This window comes from Clostridioides sp. ZZV14-6153 (assembly GCF_020657855.1).
Classification (GTDB): domain Bacteria; phylum Bacillota; class Clostridia; order Peptostreptococcales; family Peptostreptococcaceae; genus Clostridioides.
On record NZ_JAGWCZ010000022.1, the window covers coordinates 24,555 to 44,039 of the forward strand.

The 19,485-nt window shown below is 29.7% G+C and carries 16 protein-coding genes and 1 other annotated feature; all 16 genes read left to right on the top strand.

The window, feature by feature from the left end:
* Positions 1–98 precede the first annotated feature (98 nt).
* The 16 genes from KGF46_RS18130 (at position 99) to proS (ending at position 19,184) form a co-directional block, all read left to right on the top strand.
* A complete protein-coding gene (locus KGF46_RS18130; RefSeq protein ID WP_227830185.1) occupies positions 99–1,052 on the top strand; it encodes a sugar-binding transcriptional regulator in 954 nt (317 codons plus the stop codon).
* A 37-nt stretch (positions 1,053–1,089) separates the two neighbouring features.
* Positions 1,090–2,052, top strand: a complete 963-nt coding sequence (locus KGF46_RS18135; protein ID WP_227830184.1) for a thiamine pyrophosphate-dependent dehydrogenase E1 component subunit alpha — start codon at positions 1,090–1,092, stop codon at positions 2,050–2,052.
* 24 nt (positions 2,053–2,076) lie between these two features.
* The gene (locus KGF46_RS18140) at positions 2,077–3,063 is read left to right on the top strand and encodes an alpha-ketoacid dehydrogenase subunit beta (RefSeq protein WP_227842884.1); all 987 of its coding nucleotides are present in this window, start codon (positions 2,077–2,079) and stop codon (positions 3,061–3,063) included.
* 12 nt (positions 3,064–3,075) lie between these two features.
* On the top strand, positions 3,076–4,122 hold the full coding sequence (locus KGF46_RS18145; RefSeq protein WP_227862222.1) for a 2-oxo acid dehydrogenase subunit E2: 1,047 nt from the start codon (positions 3,076–3,078) through the stop codon (positions 4,120–4,122).
* 169 nt (positions 4,123–4,291) lie between these two features.
* Positions 4,292–6,022: a dihydrolipoyl dehydrogenase gene (lpdA, locus tag KGF46_RS18150; protein ID WP_227857058.1), complete on the top strand. Its 1,731-nt coding sequence runs from the start codon at positions 4,292–4,294 to the stop codon at positions 6,020–6,022.
* A gap of 390 nt (positions 6,023–6,412) precedes the next feature.
* A complete protein-coding gene (locus tag KGF46_RS18155) occupies positions 6,413–9,364 on the top strand; it encodes a sigma 54-interacting transcriptional regulator (RefSeq protein ID WP_227861538.1) in 2,952 nt (983 codons plus the stop codon).
* A complete protein-coding gene (locus KGF46_RS18160; RefSeq protein ID WP_227830179.1) occupies positions 9,339–9,803 on the top strand; it encodes a PTS sugar transporter subunit IIA in 465 nt (154 codons plus the stop codon). The genes KGF46_RS18155 and KGF46_RS18160 overlap by 26 nt, the downstream gene beginning before the upstream one ends.
* Before the next feature lie 81 nt (positions 9,804–9,884).
* On the top strand, positions 9,885–10,187 hold the full coding sequence (locus tag KGF46_RS18165) for a PTS sugar transporter subunit IIB (RefSeq protein ID WP_227437087.1): 303 nt from the start codon (positions 9,885–9,887) through the stop codon (positions 10,185–10,187).
* Between the two features lie 77 nt (positions 10,188–10,264).
* The gene (locus tag KGF46_RS18170; RefSeq protein ID WP_227839845.1) at positions 10,265–11,620 is read left to right on the top strand and encodes a PTS galactitol transporter subunit IIC; all 1,356 of its coding nucleotides are present in this window, start codon (positions 10,265–10,267) and stop codon (positions 11,618–11,620) included.
* Between the two features lie 29 nt (positions 11,621–11,649).
* Entirely contained in the window at positions 11,650–12,123 is a 474-nt protein-coding gene (locus KGF46_RS18175) for a hypothetical protein (RefSeq protein ID WP_227839846.1), read from the top strand.
* Between the two features lie 175 nt (positions 12,124–12,298).
* Positions 12,299–12,949 carry a class II aldolase/adducin family protein gene (locus KGF46_RS18180; RefSeq protein ID WP_227830176.1) on the top strand — a complete coding sequence of 217 codons (651 nt, stop codon included), beginning with the start codon at positions 12,299–12,301 and terminating at the stop codon, positions 12,947–12,949.
* A 178-nt stretch (positions 12,950–13,127) separates the two neighbouring features.
* Positions 13,128–14,060 (top strand): lipoate--protein ligase family protein, encoded by a 933-nt coding sequence (locus KGF46_RS18185; RefSeq protein WP_227839847.1) that lies wholly within the window; start codon positions 13,128–13,130, stop codon positions 14,058–14,060.
* 277 nt (positions 14,061–14,337) lie between these two features.
* Positions 14,338–15,051, top strand: a complete 714-nt coding sequence (ispD, locus tag KGF46_RS18190; RefSeq protein WP_227839848.1) for a 2-C-methyl-D-erythritol 4-phosphate cytidylyltransferase — start codon at positions 14,338–14,340, stop codon at positions 15,049–15,051.
* A complete protein-coding gene (gene ispF / locus KGF46_RS18195) occupies positions 15,048–15,533 on the top strand; it encodes a 2-C-methyl-D-erythritol 2,4-cyclodiphosphate synthase (RefSeq protein ID WP_227839849.1) in 486 nt (161 codons plus the stop codon). Before ispD ends, ispF begins: the two co-directional genes overlap by 4 nt.
* A gap of 94 nt (positions 15,534–15,627) precedes the next feature.
* Positions 15,628–15,836: a binding site (T-box leader), on the top strand.
* Positions 15,837–15,899: 63 nt separating this feature from the next.
* Positions 15,900–17,615, top strand: coding sequence for a proline--tRNA ligase (locus KGF46_RS18200; protein WP_227839850.1), 1,716 nt, complete (start codon positions 15,900–15,902; stop codon positions 17,613–17,615).
* Between the two features lie 123 nt (positions 17,616–17,738).
* Entirely contained in the window at positions 17,739–19,184 is a 1,446-nt protein-coding gene (gene proS, locus KGF46_RS18205) for a proline--tRNA ligase (protein WP_227857055.1), read from the top strand.
* The last annotated feature ends 301 nt before the right edge of the window (positions 19,185–19,485 follow it).

The following is a 19,485-nucleotide window of genomic DNA, read 5'->3' on the forward strand; positions in this document are numbered from 1 at the left end:
TTTTTATATATACCACTTCTATAATGTTATTGAAATTAAGTAAAATCATTGAACAAATGTAAAAATAATTAAAAAATCTTGATTTTGGAGGAAGGGAAATGAAAAAAATTGGAGATTTAAGATTAATGATGAAATGTTGTTCACTTTATTATGAAGATAATTTGAATCAACAAGAAATAGCAAATCAATTGGGAATATCAAGACCAACAATATCAAGAATACTAAAAGAAGCTTTTGAGCAAGGAATAGTAAAAATACAAATAGTTGATGTTTTAAAAAATGACTATCAAAAAATAGAGAGAAGTTTAGAAAGAAAATATAAATTGAAAGAAGTAATAGTAGTAGATGATAAACAAGATTCATTAACACAAAAGCAAGAACTGGCAAGAGCTGTGTCTGAATATCTTACCAGAGTAGTAAAAGAAAATGATATAATTGGGGTTTCCATAGGAACAACTCTAAAAGAAATTCCTAGATATGTAGAAAAAAATAACTGCAAAAATGTTACATTTATACCTTTACTAGGTGGAATTGGAGATAATGAAATAGATATACATGCAAATCAAATAGCTGTAAGCTTAGCAAGAGCTTTTGGAGGAGATTTTAAGTTATTACATGCTCCTGCTGTGATGTCTGATTTATCTACAAAAGAAAAACTTTGTAAAGATGAAAAAATTAAAGAGGTACTAGATTTAATAGATAAAACAACTATTGCAATTGTAGGTATAGGAAATCCTATGAGTTTAAACTCAACGATAATGGCTTCAGGATATATGCATGAAGAAGATATAGACGATTTAAAAAAGTATAACTCAATAGGTGCAATTTGTTTGCAAGCTTTTGATAAGGAAGGAAAAACTTCAATACTTGAATTTAATCAAAGAGTATTAGGAGTAAAACTAAATGATTTGAAAAAGATAAAAAGAACAATAGGTGTTGCTTCAGGAGATGAAAAAATAGAAGCAATAAAAGCATCATTAAAAGCCAAATTTATAAATAGCTTAGCAATTAATCACAGTTTAGCACTTGAACTATTAGAAGATTGTGACTAATAAAAAGATAGATAAAAATTAATAGGAGGGAATTTATATGACAGTATCAAAAGAAACATTGCTTGAAATGTATAAGAGAATGAATCAAGCTAGAAAGTTTGAAGAGAAAGTTAGTTGGTTTTTTGCAAGAGGTATGGTACATGGAACAACTCATTTATCAGTAGGTCAAGAAGCTTCAAGTGTAGCCGCAGTAATGGCATTAGAAAAAGGCGATTTGGTTTCATTAACTCATAGAGGTCATAGCCAATTTATAGGAATGGGAATAGATTTAAATAAAATGATGGCTGAACTTATGGGGAAAGAGACTGGGTTTTGTAAAGGAAAAGGAGGCTCAATGCACATAGCAGATATTGAGTCAGGCAACTTAGGAGCAAATGGAGTCGTAGGTGGAGGTCTTACTATAGCTCCTGGAGCTGCACTTACACAACAATATAAAAAGACAGGAAAAATAGTTTTATGTAGTTTTGGTGATGGTGCATCAAATGAAGGTACATTTCATGAAGGAATAAACTTGTCATCAATATGGAAATTACCAATAATATTTTATTGTGAAAACAACCTATATGGTATGTCAACAAGTATAAAACGTCATATGAATATAGATAGTGTTGCTACAAGAGCAGCATCTTATGGTATAGAAGGGATATCTATAGACGGATATAATCCAATAGAAGTATATGAAACAGTACAAAAAGCTGCTGAAAAATGTAGAAGAGGAGAAGGGCCTGTACTAATTGAAAGTAGAACTTATAGATGGTTAGGTCATTCGAAATCAGATGCAAATGTATATAGAACAAAAGAAGAGATAGAATCATGGAAGTCAAAAGACCCTATAAAATTTTTAAGAAATTATCTTATAGAAAATAATATGGCAAATGAAAATGAATTAGATACAATTGAAGATTTTGCAAAACAATCAATAGAAGATGCAGTAGAATTTGCTCAAAATAGCCCAAATCCAAAAATAGAATCTTTATTAGAGGATGTATATGCAGACTAAAAATAGTAAAGGAGGAAAATAAAAATGAGTACAAGAGAATTAACATATGCACAAGCAATAAAAGAAGCAATGTCAGAAGAAATGAGAAGAGATGAAAATGTAGTATTTATGGGAGAAGATATAGGAATATACGGAGGAGCATTTGGCGTATCAGTGGGAATGATAGATGAATTTGGTCCAGAAAGAGTAAGAGATACACCTATATCAGAGGCAGCTATAGCAGGTGCAGCAGCAGGTGCAGCGGCAACTGGGTTAAGACCTATTATGGAAGTAATGTTTATGGATTTTGTTACAATATCTATGGATGCGATTGTAAATCAAGCAGCAAAAATGAGATATATGTTTGGTGGGAAAGCCCAAGTTCCAATGGTTGTTAGATGTCCTGGAGGTTCTGGAACTGGTTCAGCAGAACAACATTCACAAAGTTTGGAAGCATGGTTTTGTCATGTACCAGGAGTAAAAGTGGTTGCACCTTCAACACCAGCAGATGCTAAGGGATTATTAAAAGCAGCTATAAGAGACAATAATCCAGTAATATTTGTTGAAAACAAATTGTTATATAGAAAAAAAGGAATTGTCCCAGAGGGAGATTATGTAATTGATATTGGAAAGGCAGATGTTAAAAAAGAAGGTTCTGATGTTACAGTAATCACTTACGGAAGGATGTTGCAAAGTGTTGAAGAAGCTGTAGAAACTCTATCAAAAGAAAATATAGATGTAGAAATTATAGATTTAAGAACTTTATATCCACTAGATAAAGAGACAATCGTAAAAAGTGTATGCAAAACTGGTAGAGTTTTAATTTGTCATGAAGCAGCTAAGACTGGTGGTCTAGGTGGAGAAATATCAGCATTAATAACAGAAAGTGAATCATTTGATTATTTAGATGCACCAGTAAAAAGAATATGTGGAAAAGATGTGCCAATACCATATAATCCAGAACTAGAAAAAGCAGTAGTCCCAAGAATTGATGAAATAGAAGATGCAATAAGATCTTTAATTGTTAGATAAGGGGGGATAGAAATGGTGGCAAATAAAGTAAAAGCCACACCAGCAGCCAGAAATCAAGCAAGAAAAGGCAACATAGAGTTAGATAGGCTGATTGGAAGTGGAGAAAATGGAAGAATACATCTAGTAGATGTGTTAAATTATATAGAAAATAATAAAGTAAAAGCAACTCCTTTAGCAAAAAGAATAGCGGAGGATTTAAATATAGATTTAGAAAATGTTGTAGGTACTGGATATAATAGAAAAATAAAAAAATCAGATATAGAAAAGATACATACAAAAGAGACTCTCGTATCAACTGATGTATCTAAATCTAATGATACAAAAGAAATAAAATCAAAACATGAAAATTTAAGTACATTTAATACTGTAGAAGGAGAGTTTGAAAAGCCAAATCCAATGAGAGCAACTGTAGCAAAACGAATGTCAGAAAGCTACTTCAGTGCTCCTGTATTTACATTCAATATAGAGGTAGATGCTACAGAACTTAAAGCACTTAGAGCAAAATTAATAGATACAGTAAAAGAGTCAACTGGAGTAAAATTAACAATGACAGATTTAATAGTAATGGCTGTGTCTAGAGTACTTCCAAAGCATCAAGCATTAAATTCAGCATGGACGGATAATGGAATATTTAGATATAAAGATATAAATATAGCTATTGCTGTTGGGCTGGATGAAGGTTTATATGTCCCAGTAGTAAAAAATGTAAATGAAAAATCGTTAAAAGAAATAGCCAAAGAAAGCAAAGAACTTGCTGAAAAAGTAAAAACAGGAAAGCTTTTACCAGCAGACCAAGAAGGTAACACATTTACTATAAGCAATGTTGGAATGTATGGAATAACGACATTTACCCCTATAATAAATATGCCTTCAAGTGCGATACTTGGTGTGGGAGCAACTCAAGATAAGTTTGTTCCAGTAAATGGGGAGGCTAAAATAAAACCTATAATGAATTTATCATTAACATCAGACCACAGAATAATAGATGGTACAGTAGCAGCTAAATTCTTAAAGGATTTAAAAGAATTATTAGAAAATCCATTATCAATGCTTGTATAGGTTTTGATATCTTACTCTTTATGTAAATAGATTTAATAGAATACATAAAAGGATGTGTGTAATTTTAATAAATTTAAAATTATTATGTGCAATGTTATTTGTAAAAAATATCTGTATGAATATAAGAGGATTAACTAAAATATATAAAAAATAAATAGGAGGATAGCCTATGTCAGTAGAAGTCATAATGCCAAAAGCTGGAGTAGCTATGGAAGAAGGTACTATAGTATCTTGGCTAAAACAAGAAGGCGAAGAAGTAAAAATTGGAGAACCTATATTAGAGATAACAACAGATAAAGTCAACATGGAAATAGAATCAGAAGGAGAAGGTATACTTGCTGCAATTATACACAAAGAAGAAGGAGAGGTATTACCAGTATTTACAGTAATAGGTGTAATAGCAGAAAAGGGAGAAAAGCAAGAAGAAATAAAGGCTAAATATTTATCTGGAAATATATCAAAAGAGGATTTAATTGTTGAAACAGAAAAAATAGAAATAGAAGAAGAAAAGACAATCAAAAAAGAGGGTAATCATGATTATGATGTGGTAGTAGTAGGTGGAGGTCCTGGAGGGTATTTATCAGCACTAAAAGCAGCTATATTAGGAGGAAAAGTTGCATTAGTAGAAGAGGACACATTAGGAGGAACTTGCCTAAATAGAGGTTGTATTCCTACAAAAACTTATGTAAAAACAGTAGAAATATTAGAAGAAATTGAACAATTATCAAAGAGAGGTGTGAAAGTATCTGTTGATAAGGAACAAGATATAAAAAAGGCTATAAAATATAAAAATAGAGTGGTTAAAAAGCTTACAGCTGGTGTTGGTGGATTGTTAAAAAGCAGAGGAGTAGATGTTTTTAATCTTAAAGCTACTGTCAAAGAAGCACATAAAGTAATATTATCAGATGGAAAAGTTTTAGATACAGAAAATACAATAATTGCCACTGGTTCTAAGGTGAGAATCTTACCAATAAAAGGGATAGAATCAAAATTAATAATAACTAGTACGGAAGCTTTAGATTTAGACATAGTACCAGAAGAGTTAGTAATAATTGGTGGTGGAGTAATAGGTTGTGAATTTGCAGAGATATTCAACTCAAGAGGCTCTAAAGTAACTATAATAGAAATGGAAGACAGAATAATTCCAAGAATGGACAAAGAATTGAGTCAGTCTTTAAGAGATTCACTTAAGAAAAAGGGAATAACTATATTAACTGAAAAGAAAGTTTCTGAATTTAAGGAAGAAGGAAATAAAATAGTAGTATGTATTGAAGGAGAAGAACCAATAAAGGCAGATTTAGGTCTATATGCTATAGGAAGACAAGCTAATCTATCTGGTATAGAAGACTTAGATGTTAAAATAGATAGAGGTTCAATAGCTGTAAATAGCAAAATGGAAACAAGTATACCAAGTATATATGCAGTAGGTGATGTTACTGGAGGTATAATGCTAGCTCATGCAGCTTTTAAAATGGGAGAGGTAGCAGCTTCAAATGCTTTAGGTATGGATGAAGCAGTAGATTTAAGTGCATTACCTAGTTGTGTTTATACAGTTCCAGAGGTTGCATCAGTTGGACTTACAGAAGAAGATGCTAAACAAAAATATAATATAAAAATCGGTAAATTTAACTTTGCTGGAAATGGAAGAGCTTTAGCTTCTGGGCAAGAGCAAGGATATGTAAAAGTAATATCAGATGCTAAATATGGAGAAATTTTAGGTGTGCATATGTTTGGATGTGGTGTAGCAGAACTTATAAATCATGCAGCATCATTTAAGGCATTAGAAATACCTGCCGATGAAGCTAGTGATTTGATTTTTGGTCATCCATGCACTTCAGAAGCTCTAATGGAAGCTTTAGCAGATGTAAATGGTGAGTGTTTACATTTACCAAAAAAATAAGCTATTAACCTAAGTTTATATAATATATAAAATCTTGAAACACTCAATTAGCCATACCCTTTTTGTATAAATGTATGTATTTATACAAAAAGGGGTATTTTTTTGGAAAAATATAACATAGAGTTATTTGTAGTTTTTGTTGTACAAAAAAGATAGTAATATAGAATAATAGTGTCATTTTATATTTATTACAGAAAGATTTAGGAGAAAAGACTTTTTTGTTTTTTAAGATAGTATTATTTGTAAAAAATAAAAAAAATTTTCTTAATATTTAAATAAAAGAATAGCTTGATTTAAACGTTATAAGTTTATGAAGTAAAAAATGGCACAAAAAAAACACTATGTGGCATGTAAGTTGCTTATATAAATAGTAAGGAGGGACAATTACAAATGAGGCAAAGAATAAAAAACTTAATTGAAAATGAAGATAAAAAAAATCCTTTAACAGATGAAGCAATTTCAAGTATGTTAAATATTCGAAGAGAAGATGTTACCTTTTTAAGAAATGAATTAAAAATAGAAGATTCTAGACAAAGAAGAAAAGTTGTTTTGATTAAAGCTATAAAAGATATTGTAAAAGAAGAAAAAAATATAAATAAAAATGATATAACAAGAAGATTAAATAGTATTGGATTTACTGTATCGAGATTTACAGTTATACAGTATTTAAAAGAAATCCAAGATTCTGGTGATTTAAAACATGATAAAGAGCATGATGATAAAAAAGAGAAACTAAATGATAAAGAAGAAAAAATAGATGTAGCCTTTGATAAATTAATAGGAAGTAGTGGAAGTTTAAGTACAATCATCAAATTAGCTAAGGCAGCTATACTTTATCCACCTCATGGATTGCATACTATTATTATGGGTCCAACTGGTGTTGGAAAAAGTGAGTTAGCAGAGTGCATGTATAACTTTGCAGTAGAATCATCTAGATTTCCTAAAAATGCACCATTTATAGTCTTTAATGCAGCTGACTACTCAGAAAATCCACAACTTTTGTTATCTCAATTATTTGGTCATGTTAAGGGTGCTTTTACAGGAGCTGATGAAACTAAAGAAGGTCTGGTAACAAAAGCAGATGGGGGAATCTTGTTTATAGATGAAATACATAGATTGCCGTATGAGGGTCAAGAAATACTCTTTCAATTGATTGATAAGGGAATGGTTAGAAAATTAGGAGAAACAAAGCTTACAAATAAAATAAATGTAATGATTATTTCTGCAACTTCTGAACCAATAGATTCTCATTTACTTAATACCTTTAAAAGACGTATACCTGTGACAATTGAAATACCAGAATTAGTTGCAAGACCATTAAACGAAAGATTTGACATTATAAACAATTTTTTCTTGATAGAAGCCCAAAGAATGGGAGCAAACATACACATAAAATCAGATGTCTTAAAAGCCCTTATGCTTTATGATTGTATAGGAAATGTAGGTCAGCTTAGAAGTGATATTCAGGTAGCTTGTGCTAGAGGACTATTAAATCAACTTACAAATAAACAAAAAGAAGTAACTATAAATATATCAGATGTACCTGGGTATGTGAAACAAGGTCTTATAAGGATAAGAAATTGTAGAGGAAAGATAGAAAATTATGTAGATGGAGATTTAATTATAGATTCAGACTTTCAAATTGAGATAGAAAAGAAAAATGAAGATATATATACTTTCCCAGATGAAATCTACAAACTTACTGAAAGAAGACACATTGATTTATTAGAACAAGGTTTAGACTTTGATGTTATCAATAGGATTGTCGGAGGAGAATTAGAAAGCTGTATTCAGAAGTACATAAAACAAGTTAAAAAAGTTTCTATAACTGAGACTTTACCTGATATAAGTCCTATTGTTGGAAAATACATTGTAGAGTTAACTTATGAAGTAATCAAAATAGCATCACAGTATCTTAATTCATTAGAACCAAATCTACATTTATGTTTAGCAGTTCATTTAAAAGCAGCTTTTGAAAGATTAAAAGAAGGAAAGGTAATATCAAATGCTCATTTGAAAGAGATAATAGGAAATTATCCATTAGAGTATTCTGTAGCAGAAAAGGTAGCACAACATTTAAAGGAAAGATACAATATAAATTTGCCAAAAGAAGAAATAGGTATAATAGCAATATATTTTAAAATGAGTAGTAGAGGAGAAATTTCTGAACAAAAAAAGATAGGTGTACTTCTCATGGCTCATGGAAGAGTTGCATCATCTGTGTGTGAGGTTACTAATAAGTTATTAGGTATTAATCACGCAAGGTATTTGGATATGCCATTTGAGAAAAAGCCGGAAGACATGATTGAAGAAGCTACTACTGTAATAAAAGATATTGATGAAGGAAGAGGAGTAATTATATTAGTTGATATGGGTTCACTTTCATACTTTGGAGATATTATCTCTGGAAAAACAGGGATTGATATAAGAACAATATCTAGATTTGATACATTACTCTGTATAGAAGTCATACGAAGAGCAGTTCTACCAGATTTAACAATAGATGAGATAGTTGATGAAGTTAAAAATATAGAGCCATTAGTAAAAGATAAAGTTAGTAAAGAGGACAATTCAAAAGTAGATAATAGAAAGCCTATAATTGTAACATTATGTATTACTGGATTGGGAGGAGCTTGTAAGATAAAGCAAAGTTTAGAGGAAAGTATTAAAGGGATAAATGAAAAGGTTGATATAGAGACTATTGGTATGATTGAATATCCAAGTCTTGATTTAGAGATAAAACAAATCAGTAATGAAAAAAATGTAATCGCAATAGTTGGAACAATTGATCCTCAGATACCAAACATCCCATTTTTTAGCCTAGTAGACATTAATGATAAAACAAAATTAAATCAAATAAATAACTTAATTGATACAAATCAAATTGCCAAAACAAATAAAAAATATGAATTATCTGATTTAATTCAAAAAGAAGACATATTTGTAGATTTAGAAATTAAATCAAAAGAAGAAGTTCTCAAATATATGAGCAAAAAACTTAGAGAAAAAGGCTATGTAACAAAAAATTTCTATAAAAAAGTAGTGGAAAGAGATAACTTATTTCCAACTGAGTTGTCAGATGGAATAGCAATACCTCATACAGATGGAATTGATGTAATCAGACCAGCAATAAGCATAGCAATCTTAAAAAATCCTATTGTATGGAGTAAAAACAAAGTAAAAATAATACTTCTACTAGCTGTAGACCAGAAATGTTTTAATCCATTGAATACTCTACTTACATTTATAGAAACAGATGAATTTAAAAAAATAAAAAACATTAAAGATAGAGATTTTATTAGGGAGATGATATTAGATGGAGTCAATGCAAATAATCAGTAGCAATTTAATTTTTAAAGATATTGAAGTATCAAGTAATGAAGATGCTTTGAAGTTTTTGGGACAACGTTTATTTGAGGAACAATATGTAAAAAAAAGTTATATAGAAGCAGTCATAGCAAGAGAGAAAAAATATGCAACAGGACTGCCAACAGGAATTTATGGAGTAGCAATACCACATACAGATATAGTCCATGTAAATGAACCAGGGATAGCTATTGGTATATTAAATGAACCTGTAAAATTCATAATGATGGGTACAGATGATACTGAAATTGATGTAAAGGTTATATTTATGTTGGCAGTTAAAGAGCCACAAGAGCAATTACAACTATTAGAAAGACTTATGACAATATTTCAAGATGAAAATATTTTAAATAATATTATTGATTTAAGTGAAGAAAGTGTAAGTGATTTATTAAATTCTAAACTGAATAATTAAACATACACAAATAGTATTAAAAATATAAAAAGTTATCAAAGATTTCTAATTACAGATATCTTTAAAAATAAAATAATTTTAATGGGGGTGAATAATGTGGCTAAAAAAATATTAGTTGCATGTGGAACAGGAGTATGTACTTCAACAATTGCTATAAACAAATTAAAGAAGGCATTAGAAGAAGCTGGTAAATTAGATAGGGTTAGTATTACGCAATGTAAAGTAGTAGAAGTGGCTTCAAAAGCACCAGATTATGATTTAATAATCTGTACTACACAAATATCTAGTAGTATAAAAACACCTGTAATAAATGGGCTACCTTTTTTAACTGGAGTAGGAATGGATAAATTAATCAAAGAAGTGCTTGAAAAATTAGAGTTATAATTTGAATTTTTAAATGAAATAGTCTCTAAAATTTTTCGGTTTTAGAGACTGAAAATTAAATAGAGGAGGAAATTTAGATGGCGATATTAAATTTCATTGTTGGTTTGGGTGCACAAGTAATGATGCCAATAATAATATGTATTTTTGGCTTGATATTAGGTACAAAGCTGGGGAAATCTTTAAGAGCTGGTTTAACAGTAGGTGTTGGATTTATAGGTCTTAATACTATTATAGCTTTGTTAACAGATAACTTAGGTCCAGCTACACAACAAATGGTCAAAAATTTAGGGCTAAGCTTATCAATAATAGATGTTGGATGGCCAGCAGCATCAGCTATAGCTTTTGCATCAACAGTGGGTGCTTTAATTATTCCAATAGGTCTTGTAGTAAATATAGTTATGTTAATTACTAATACAACTCAAACTGTTGATGTAGATATATGGGATTACTGGCATTTTGCATTTACAGGAGCTTTGGTGGCAGGGGCTACACAAAGTGTTATGTGGGGTGTATTTGCAGCAGTAGCAAATATGGTAATTGTTTTAGTAATGGCAGATTTAACAGCTCCAGGTATAGAAGAATACTTAGGAATGCCAGGTATATCTCTTCCTCATGGATTTACACAAGCATTTGTTCCAATTGCTATAGTTGTAAATAAAGTACTAGATTTGATTCCAGGGATAAATAAAATTGAAATAAATGCTGATACATTACAGAAAAAATTTGGTCTATTTGGAGAACCTTTAATAATGGGGTCTTTAATAGGGATAATAATTGGTATTGCAGCGAAGTATGACATAAAAGGTATATTGCAGTTAGGAATAACTATGGGAGCTGTTTTAATACTAATTCCAAAGATGGCAGCTTTGTTAATGGAAGGTTTGTTGCCAGTTTCAGAGGCAGCACAAGAATTTATTGAAAAGAGATTTAAAAATAGAGGTAAAATATACATCGGTTTAGATTCAGCAGTAGGAATAGGACATCCTGTTACATTATCAGTTGCATTAGTACTAGTACCTCTAACTATAGTTATAGCAGCTATCTTACCAGGTAATAAAGTTTTACCTTTTGCAGATTTAGCTGTAATACCATTTGCACTTGTTTTAATCGTCCCAATTACAAAAGGGAATGTATTTAGAACTCTAATAATAGGAATAGTTATTATTACTTCTGGGCTACTAATTGCAACTAATTTAGCACCTCTATTTACCCAAATGGCTTTAAATGCAAGCTTTAAAATGCCTGAAGGAGCAACTATGATTTCAAGTATTTGTGATGGTGCAAATCCATTAAGCTGGGTATTTGTAAAAATTATGAATTACAAAGTAATTGGAGGAATAATTTTGGCAGTTATAGCTTTAGGGATGGCTATCTATAATAGAAGTAGAATAATAAAGGAAAATAAAGCATTGTCTACACAAGATGAAGCTTAAATGCAATTTTATTAAGGAGTGTGTAAATTATGAAAAAATATATATATGATTCTAAAAGATATATAGTTAGTGTAACAATACCAGGAATTTTTATGATTTTAATATTGATTTATGCACTATTTAATAATTATATAAATCCTAGTATTAATATATATAGCCTGATGATAGTTATTTGTACTTATGGAGTATTTAATACGTTTGTATCTTCAAGTAATCCTAAAATGATTACTATGGACAATAAATACATATGTTTTAGTTCATTTAATATTACACATAAGTATGAAATTAAAGATATAAAAAAAATAAGAATAAGAGAATTTCATGACAAAAAAATGTATCTAAAAATTAATGATGGTAGTTTTCTTAAGGGGAGATATTGGATAAAAACAAACATGTTTAATGGCAATATAGAATTATATAATTATTTTATTGAATTAGAAGAATGTTTGCACCCAGAATCATTAAAATTTAGAAATAAAAGCTTAAAGAGTAATGAACTATAAAAAATGAAAATTTCAAATTAAAATCGACTTGTGTTTAGTATAAGTATATAAGTTTAAATTTTATAAAGAGTTTTTAGAATTTTCAATTAAAATGTCAAGAGTAATATCTTATTGTGTAAGATATATAACAGGAACATATAAAACTATGTTTCTAATAAATGGGAGGATTTAGCTAATGTTATTAGAAAATTTGAGAAAAGAGGTATTACAAGCGTCTTTAGACCTTCTAAACTATAATTTAGTTACATTGACAGGAGGAAATGTCAGTGGAAGAGATGAAGAAACTGGATATATAGCAATCACACCAAGTGGAATGGATTATAGAAATCTTACACCAAGTGATATTGTTGTAATAGATATAGATGGAAATACTGTAGATGGTAAATGGAAAGCATCAGTGGATTCACCAGACCACTTATATATATATAAACATAGAAATGATATAAATAGTATAATACATACACACTCTACATATTCAAGTTGCTTTGCAATTTTAAATGAGTCTATAGAGTGTGCAAGTACAACTCTTGCAAATGAAGTAGGAGGTTCAGTTCCAGTTGCAAAATTTTCACCACCAACATCTAATCAGATGGGAAAATGTGTTATTGATGCAATAGGTGATAAGAGAGCTTGTCTTTTAGCAAATCATGGAGTAATTGCAGTTGGACCATCTGTAAACCATGCATTTACAGCAGCAGTAATGTTAGAAGACGCAGCAAAAGTATATTATTTGGCAAAGTCAATTGGTACACCAGTATTATTGCCAGATGAAGAAATTCAAAGAGCTAGAAATGTATTTCTTAATGTGTATGGTCAAGACAAGTAAACCTAATAAAACTCTCATAGTAATATAAAAACACAGATGTTCAGTAATAGTAAGGTGTTGTATTATGTTATAATAAGTTTAATGATTTAGAAAGAATAATTTAAAGTTAAATACTATGTAAACTTATTTAAATTTAAAATAAATAGGAAGATAAAATATAAAAGGAGTCTATATTTTTATGTATTACTTATTAAACAAAAACACCAATCCTTACTTTAATTTAGCTCTAGAAGAGTATCTATTTTTAAATGAGAAATATAATGATGATATCATAATCATATGGAGAAATGAAGAATCTATTTTTATAGGAAAAAATCAAAATCCATATCAGGAGATACATCATGATGTTATTGAAAATGGCGAAATTCCCATTTTAAGAAGAATATCTGGTGGAGGTACTGTGTATCATGACTTAGGAAACATCAATATGTCATTTATACAAAAAAATAGAAATCTTCATGAAATAGATTTTTTAGAACATACTAAATTTATGCAAAGTATGCTTTTATCATTTGGATTAGATGTATCCATAACAGAAAGAAAAGATTTATTCTTGAATGGCAAAAAAATTTCTGGTTCTGCACAATCTATAAAAAGGCAAAATTCTCTTTATCATGGAACTCTTCTTTATGATTCAGATTTAAATAAATTAACTAAGTATTTAAATTCAGATAAATCAACAGAATCAAAGGCAACTAAGTCTGTTTCAAGCAAAGTTACAAATATTAATTTTCTACTTAAAAAAGATATATATTATTTTTTAGATTATTGTGTTAATTATATAAAAAATAATATAAAAAATATAAAAGAAATTGAATTAGACGATGATGATATCAAAAGTGTATACAATCTGGTAGAAGATAAATATAAAAAAACAGAATGGATATATAATAAAACGCCTAAGTTTCAAATAGTTTTACCAATTGATAATAAAAGGAAAATCAATGTACATGTTAATAAATGGAAAATATCAAAATGTTTTATTTCTTGTGAAGATGGTATAGTCAATATGGATAAATTGATAGAAGTAGATTTTAACAAACAAGAAATAAAAAACAAAATTTTAGAAAATTATCCAGATTACATGGATTTAATTGATTTAATATTTTAATACAAAACCTCTAGATTGATAAACTTGTTTTATATCAATCTAGAGGTTTAAATATTTTTTATAGATATACAAACTGTTACAAAGTTGTAAAATAAAAAGATGAAGCTATTGAAAAATCAATATAATTTGCAACAAACACACATATTTTAGGCTAGAAAATGGATATTACCTATTTATACAACTGAAAATTTAATATATAATTAATCAGATGGTTAAAATATAAAAACATTAAAAGTTTTAATAAATGATAGGTAAAAATAAAATACGAGGTGATACCATGTATAGTGTTATAATTGTTGCGGCAGGAAGCGGAAGGAGAATGAACTTAGACGTAAATAAGCAGTTCATAAAATTAAGAGAAAAAGAAATCATAGCGCATACAATTCAAGTTTTTTACGAAAATATAAATATAGATGAAATTGTGGTATGTATAAAAAAAGAAGAGGAAGATTTTTTTAAGGAAAATATAATAAATAAATATAACTTTAAAAATATAAAAATAGCATATGGTGGAAAAGAAAGACAAGACTCAATATATAATGGATTAAAAAAATTAGATAAAAATTGTGATATAGTACTTATTCATGATGGAGCGAGACCTTTTGTAGACCATAGAATAATAAATGAATCTATAAAAATGGCTAAAGAAAAAAAGGCCGTAGTTGTAGGTGTACCAGTAAGTGATACTATAAAAATAGTATCTGATGGTACAGTACAAGAAACTCCAGAAAGAAGTCTATTGTGGGCAGCACAAACCCCTCAAACTTTTGAATATAATCTTATAATAAATGCTTATGAACAAGCGTATAAAACTAACTATTATGGAACAGATGACTCAATGCTAGTAGAAAATATAGGGCAAAGTGTTACGATGGTAATGGGTTCTTATGAAAATATAAAAATAACTAGTCCAGAAGATTTAAATATAGCAGAACAAATATTAAATATGGAAAAAAGAGATGAAGTGAATAGTAGAAGGAGAATTATATGAGAATAGGATTGGGATATGATGTACACAAATTGACAGAAGAAAGAAAACTTATAATTGGTGGAGTAGAGATACCACATGATAAAGGTTTACTAGGTCATTCTGATGCTGATGTATTGATACATGCAATAATGGATTCTATTTTAGGGGCATTAGCTTTAGGCGATATAGGTAAGCATTTCCCAGATACAGATGAAAAATATAAGGGAATAGATAGTATGAAATTATTAGAACATGTATATAATCTAATAACAAGTAAAGGATATAAAATTGGTAATATAGATAGTACTATAATTGCTCAAAGTCCTAAGATGGCTCCTCACATTGAGCGTATGAGAAAAAACATAGCAAAAGTTTTAAATACAGATATTGAAAACATAAATATAAAAGCAACTACAGAAGAAGGTCTTGGTTTTACAGGAGCAAAACAAGGAATAGCTTCACAAAGTATTTGTTTATTATTATTGACAAGTCAGAATAATTAATATATTATTAGTAATAAGTTTAATGGATATCAAATAATAGGCCTATATAGAATATCTATAATATGTGAATTTAAGTAAAATTAATATAAATATAAAATTAGCTATGATAAAGAAATAGTAAAATGACGAAATCTTCACAGAGAGAAAACAGAGGTGAGAGTTTTCAAGAGGAAGTCTTTGAACCTGTCTTTTAGCTTAAAGGTATAAAAATCTTTACGGTAGGAACCGTTACATTCCCTAAAGAGAGCTATTTATATAGCTAACTAGAGTGGTACCGCGGAAATCAAACCTTTCGTCTCTATACTTGTATAGAGATGAGGGGTTTTTTATATTTTCAGGAAAACAATATTCAGGAGGAATTTATTAATGAAAATGTCTAAAATGTTTATGCCAACATTGAAGGAGATTCCAGCAGATGCTGAAATCACAAGCCATCAATTAATGGTGAGGTCAGGAATGATAAAAAAAATGACTTCAGGAGTTTATAATCAATTGCCAATGGGGTTAAGGGTATTCAAAAAAATTGAGCAAATAATTAGAGAAGAATTAAATAAAAAAGATTGTCAAGAAATATTATGTGCGGCTTTACTTCCATCAGAATTGTGGAAAGAATCTGGAAGATGGACTGCTATGGGTGCAGAAATGTTTAGGTTAAAAGATAGAACAGAAAGAGAGTACTGCCTTGGGCCAACGCATGAAGAAGCTTTTACTGACATAATAAGACAAGAGATTACTTCATATAAACAATTACCACTGAACTTGTATCAAATACAAGTAAAGTATAGAGATGAGAGAAGACCAAGATTTGGTGTTATGAGAACTAAGACTTTTACAATGAAGGATGCATACAGCTTTGATGTAGATGAAGCAGGGTTAGATAAATCATATCAAGATATGTTTGATGCATATGTAAGTATATTTGATAGATGTGGATTAGACAATAGCCCAGTACAGGCAGACTCAGGAGCTATAGGAGGTTCTACATCAGCTGAGTTTATGGTTAAATCAGAAGTTGGAGAAGATGAAGTTGTATTCTGTAGTGGATGTGACTATGCAGCCAATGTAGAAAGAGCAGAGTCTTGTAATGCAGTATCAGAAAAAGAAGAAATGAAGGAATTAGAAGAAGTTCATACACCAGGAGCATCTACAATAAAAGAATTAGAAGAGTTTTTAAATGCTTCTCCAGATAAATTTGCTAAGACTTTAGTATATGAAGCAGATGGGAAAACAGTTGTAGTTGTTGTAAGAGGAGATAGAGAAGTTAATGAAGTTAAGGTATCTAATGCAATAGGTTCTGTTATAGAATTTGCACTTGCTACAGACGATGTTGTAAGAGAAGTAACTAATGCAGAGGTTGGGTTTGCTGGGCCAATAGGAGTAAATGCTGATTATGTCTTTATAGATAAAGAAATTGTTGAGCAAAGAAATATAGTTGTTGGAGCTAATAAAACTGAGTATCACATAAGAAATGCTAACTATGGAAGAGATTTTGAAGGTATAGTTGGAGACTTTAGAAATGTTCAAGAAGGTGACAAATGTATAGTGTGTGGTAAACCTCTTGAAATAGCTAGAGGTGTTGAAGTAGGACACATATTTAAGTTAGGAACTAAATACTCAGAATCTATGAATGCAAACTTTATTGATAGAGATGGTAAATCAAAACCTATAATAATGGGATGCTATGGTATAGGTGTAGAAAGAACAGCAGCAGCTATAATTGAGCAACATAATGATGAAAAAGGTATAATTTGGCCTTTATCAGTAGCTCCATATCATGTTGTGATAGTTCCAGCAAATATGAAAAATGAGGAACAAATGTCATTAGCTGAAAAGATATATAATGATTTACAAGATATGGGTGTTGAAGTCTTATTAGACGATAGAGATGAAAGAATTGGTGTTAAATTCAACGATTCAGAATTAATAGGAATACCTATGAGAATTACAGTAGGTAAAAATATTGATGAAGGTAAAGTAGAATTTAAACTTAGATACGAAGAAGATAAAGAGTTAATTAAAATAGAAGAAATAAGTGAAAAAGTAAAAGCAGAATTTATCAAAAACAATGTTAAGTTAGGATAATAATTTAAAGAAAGCTACTGTATAGATAATCAGAGTTGTACTTTATAAATGCCCTTTTATCTATATAAAAAAGATAAAAGGGTGTTTTTGTATAAAAACATAATAAATGAGGAGGTAATTAAGATGGCAAAAAATGAAAAACAATTTGTTGAAGAAATAACAAAGATGGAAGATGATTTTCCACAGTGGTATACAGATGTTATAACTAAGACTGATTTAGTTGATTATGCACCAGTAAAAGGATTTATGGTCATAAAACCATACGGATATGCTTTATGGGAAAAAATGCAAGAATTTATGGATAAAAAATTCAAAGAAACTGGACACAAAAACTGTTATTTTCCATTATTGATACCAGAAAGTTTATTAAACAAAGAAGCAGAGCATGTTGAGGGGTTTGCTCCAGAAGTTGCATGGGTAACACATGGAGGAAATAAAAAACTAGAAGAAAGATTATGTGTAAGACCTACTTCAGAAACTATAATATGTACAATGTATGCTAAATGGCTAAAATCATATAGAGAGTTACCATATCTTTATAATCAATGGTGTTCAGTTGTTAGATGGGAAAAATCAACTAGACCTTTCTTAAGAACATCTGAATTCTTATGGCAAGAAGGTCATACATTACATGAAACAGCAGAAGAAGCACAACAAGAAACAATACAACAATTAGAAATATATAAAGCTTTATGTGAAGAATTGCTTGCAATGCCAGTTGTATCTGGTCAAAAAAGTGAAAGTGAAAAATTTGCAGGTGGTGAAAGAACATATACTATAGAAGCTATGATGCATGATGGGAAAGCATTACAATCAGGTACAAGTCACTTCTTAGGACAACACTTTACAAAAGCGTTTGATATTACTTTTGCAGATAGAGAAGGTAACTTAGCTAATCCATATCATACATCTTGGGGAGCATCTACAAGACTTATAGGTGGGCTTATAATGACTCATAGTGATAATAGAGGTTTAGTATTACCACCAAGAGTAGCCCCAATACAAGTTGTTATAGTTCCTATAGCTGCTAAAAAAGGCAATGTAATGGAAACTGTTGATAAAATATATGCAGATTTAAAAGCTAAAGGAGTAACTGTAGAAGTTGATGATAGAGATAACTATACAACTGGATGGAAATTTAATGAGTGGGAAATGAAAGGTGTACCAGTAAGAATTGAAATTGGACCAAAAGATATAGAAAATAATCAAGCTATGATATTTAGAAGAGATACTCTAGAAAAGAGTTCTATGCCTCTAGAAGGATTAGCTGATGCTGTATATGATTTATTTGATGTTATACACAATGATATGTTTGAAAAAGCAAGAAAACATAGAGAAGATAATACATCTGTAGTTGAAAATATGGATGAATTTAGAAAGGCCTTGGAAGAAAAACCAGGATTCATAAAAACTATGTGGTGTGGAGATGCTGAATGTGAGGCTAAGATTAAGGAAGAGACAGGGGCGACTATAAGATGCCTACCTTTTGAACAAGAAAACTTAGGTCACAAGTGTATATATTGTGGAAAAGAAGCAGACCATATGGTAGTAATGGCAAAAGCTTACTAGAATCAAATATTTAAATGTAAAAATAATTTAGCTGGGATGTAAAGTATTAAATACTTTATCCCAGTTTTTTATTGTTTAATATTCTACTAAGATTAATAATACTTTCAATGGGTGATAATAATATAACTGAGTAGATTAAAGATTTGAAAAAGTAAAATTTTAAATTTAAATAATGTTAAAGAAGATTCTAATAGCAAGGAACATGTAGAAGAAGGATTTAGAAATTACAATAAAATTGCCGAAAAGCCCCCTTCTTTAGATGTGGGGATGAAAGGCAAGGTCTTAATATAAATAAAAGTCA

What these genes read in the sequence shown, in the direction of transcription:
- KGF46_RS18130 (WP_227830185.1), top strand. Translation starts at nt 99, where the DNA reads ATGAAAAAAATTGGAGATTTAAGATTAATGATGAAATGTTGTTCACTT.
- KGF46_RS18135 (WP_227830184.1), top strand. Translation starts at nt 1,090, where the DNA reads ATGACAGTATCAAAAGAAACATTGCTTGAAATGTATAAGAGAATGAAT.
- KGF46_RS18140 (WP_227842884.1), top strand. Translation starts at nt 2,077, where the DNA reads ATGAGTACAAGAGAATTAACATATGCACAAGCAATAAAAGAAGCAATG.
- KGF46_RS18145 (WP_227862222.1), top strand. Translation starts at nt 3,076, where the DNA reads ATGGTGGCAAATAAAGTAAAAGCCACACCAGCAGCCAGAAATCAAGCA.
- lpdA (WP_227857058.1), top strand. Translation starts at nt 4,292, where the DNA reads ATGTCAGTAGAAGTCATAATGCCAAAAGCTGGAGTAGCTATGGAAGAA.
- KGF46_RS18155 (WP_227861538.1), top strand. Translation starts at nt 6,413, where the DNA reads ATGAGGCAAAGAATAAAAAACTTAATTGAAAATGAAGATAAAAAAAAT.
- KGF46_RS18160 (WP_227830179.1), top strand. Translation starts at nt 9,339, where the DNA reads ATGGAGTCAATGCAAATAATCAGTAGCAATTTAATTTTTAAAGATATT.
- KGF46_RS18165 (WP_227437087.1), top strand. Translation starts at nt 9,885, where the DNA reads ATGGGGGTGAATAATGTGGCTAAAAAAATATTAGTTGCATGTGGAACA.
- KGF46_RS18170 (WP_227839845.1), top strand. Translation starts at nt 10,265, where the DNA reads ATGGCGATATTAAATTTCATTGTTGGTTTGGGTGCACAAGTAATGATG.
- KGF46_RS18175 (WP_227839846.1), top strand. Translation starts at nt 11,650, where the DNA reads ATGAAAAAATATATATATGATTCTAAAAGATATATAGTTAGTGTAACA.
- KGF46_RS18180 (WP_227830176.1), top strand. Translation starts at nt 12,299, where the DNA reads ATGTTATTAGAAAATTTGAGAAAAGAGGTATTACAAGCGTCTTTAGAC.
- KGF46_RS18185 (WP_227839847.1), top strand. Translation starts at nt 13,128, where the DNA reads ATGTATTACTTATTAAACAAAAACACCAATCCTTACTTTAATTTAGCT.
- ispD (WP_227839848.1), top strand. Translation starts at nt 14,338, where the DNA reads ATGTATAGTGTTATAATTGTTGCGGCAGGAAGCGGAAGGAGAATGAAC.
- ispF (WP_227839849.1), top strand. Translation starts at nt 15,048, where the DNA reads ATGAGAATAGGATTGGGATATGATGTACACAAATTGACAGAAGAAAGA.
- KGF46_RS18200 (WP_227839850.1), top strand. Translation starts at nt 15,900, where the DNA reads ATGAAAATGTCTAAAATGTTTATGCCAACATTGAAGGAGATTCCAGCA.
- proS (WP_227857055.1), top strand. Translation starts at nt 17,739, where the DNA reads ATGGCAAAAAATGAAAAACAATTTGTTGAAGAAATAACAAAGATGGAA.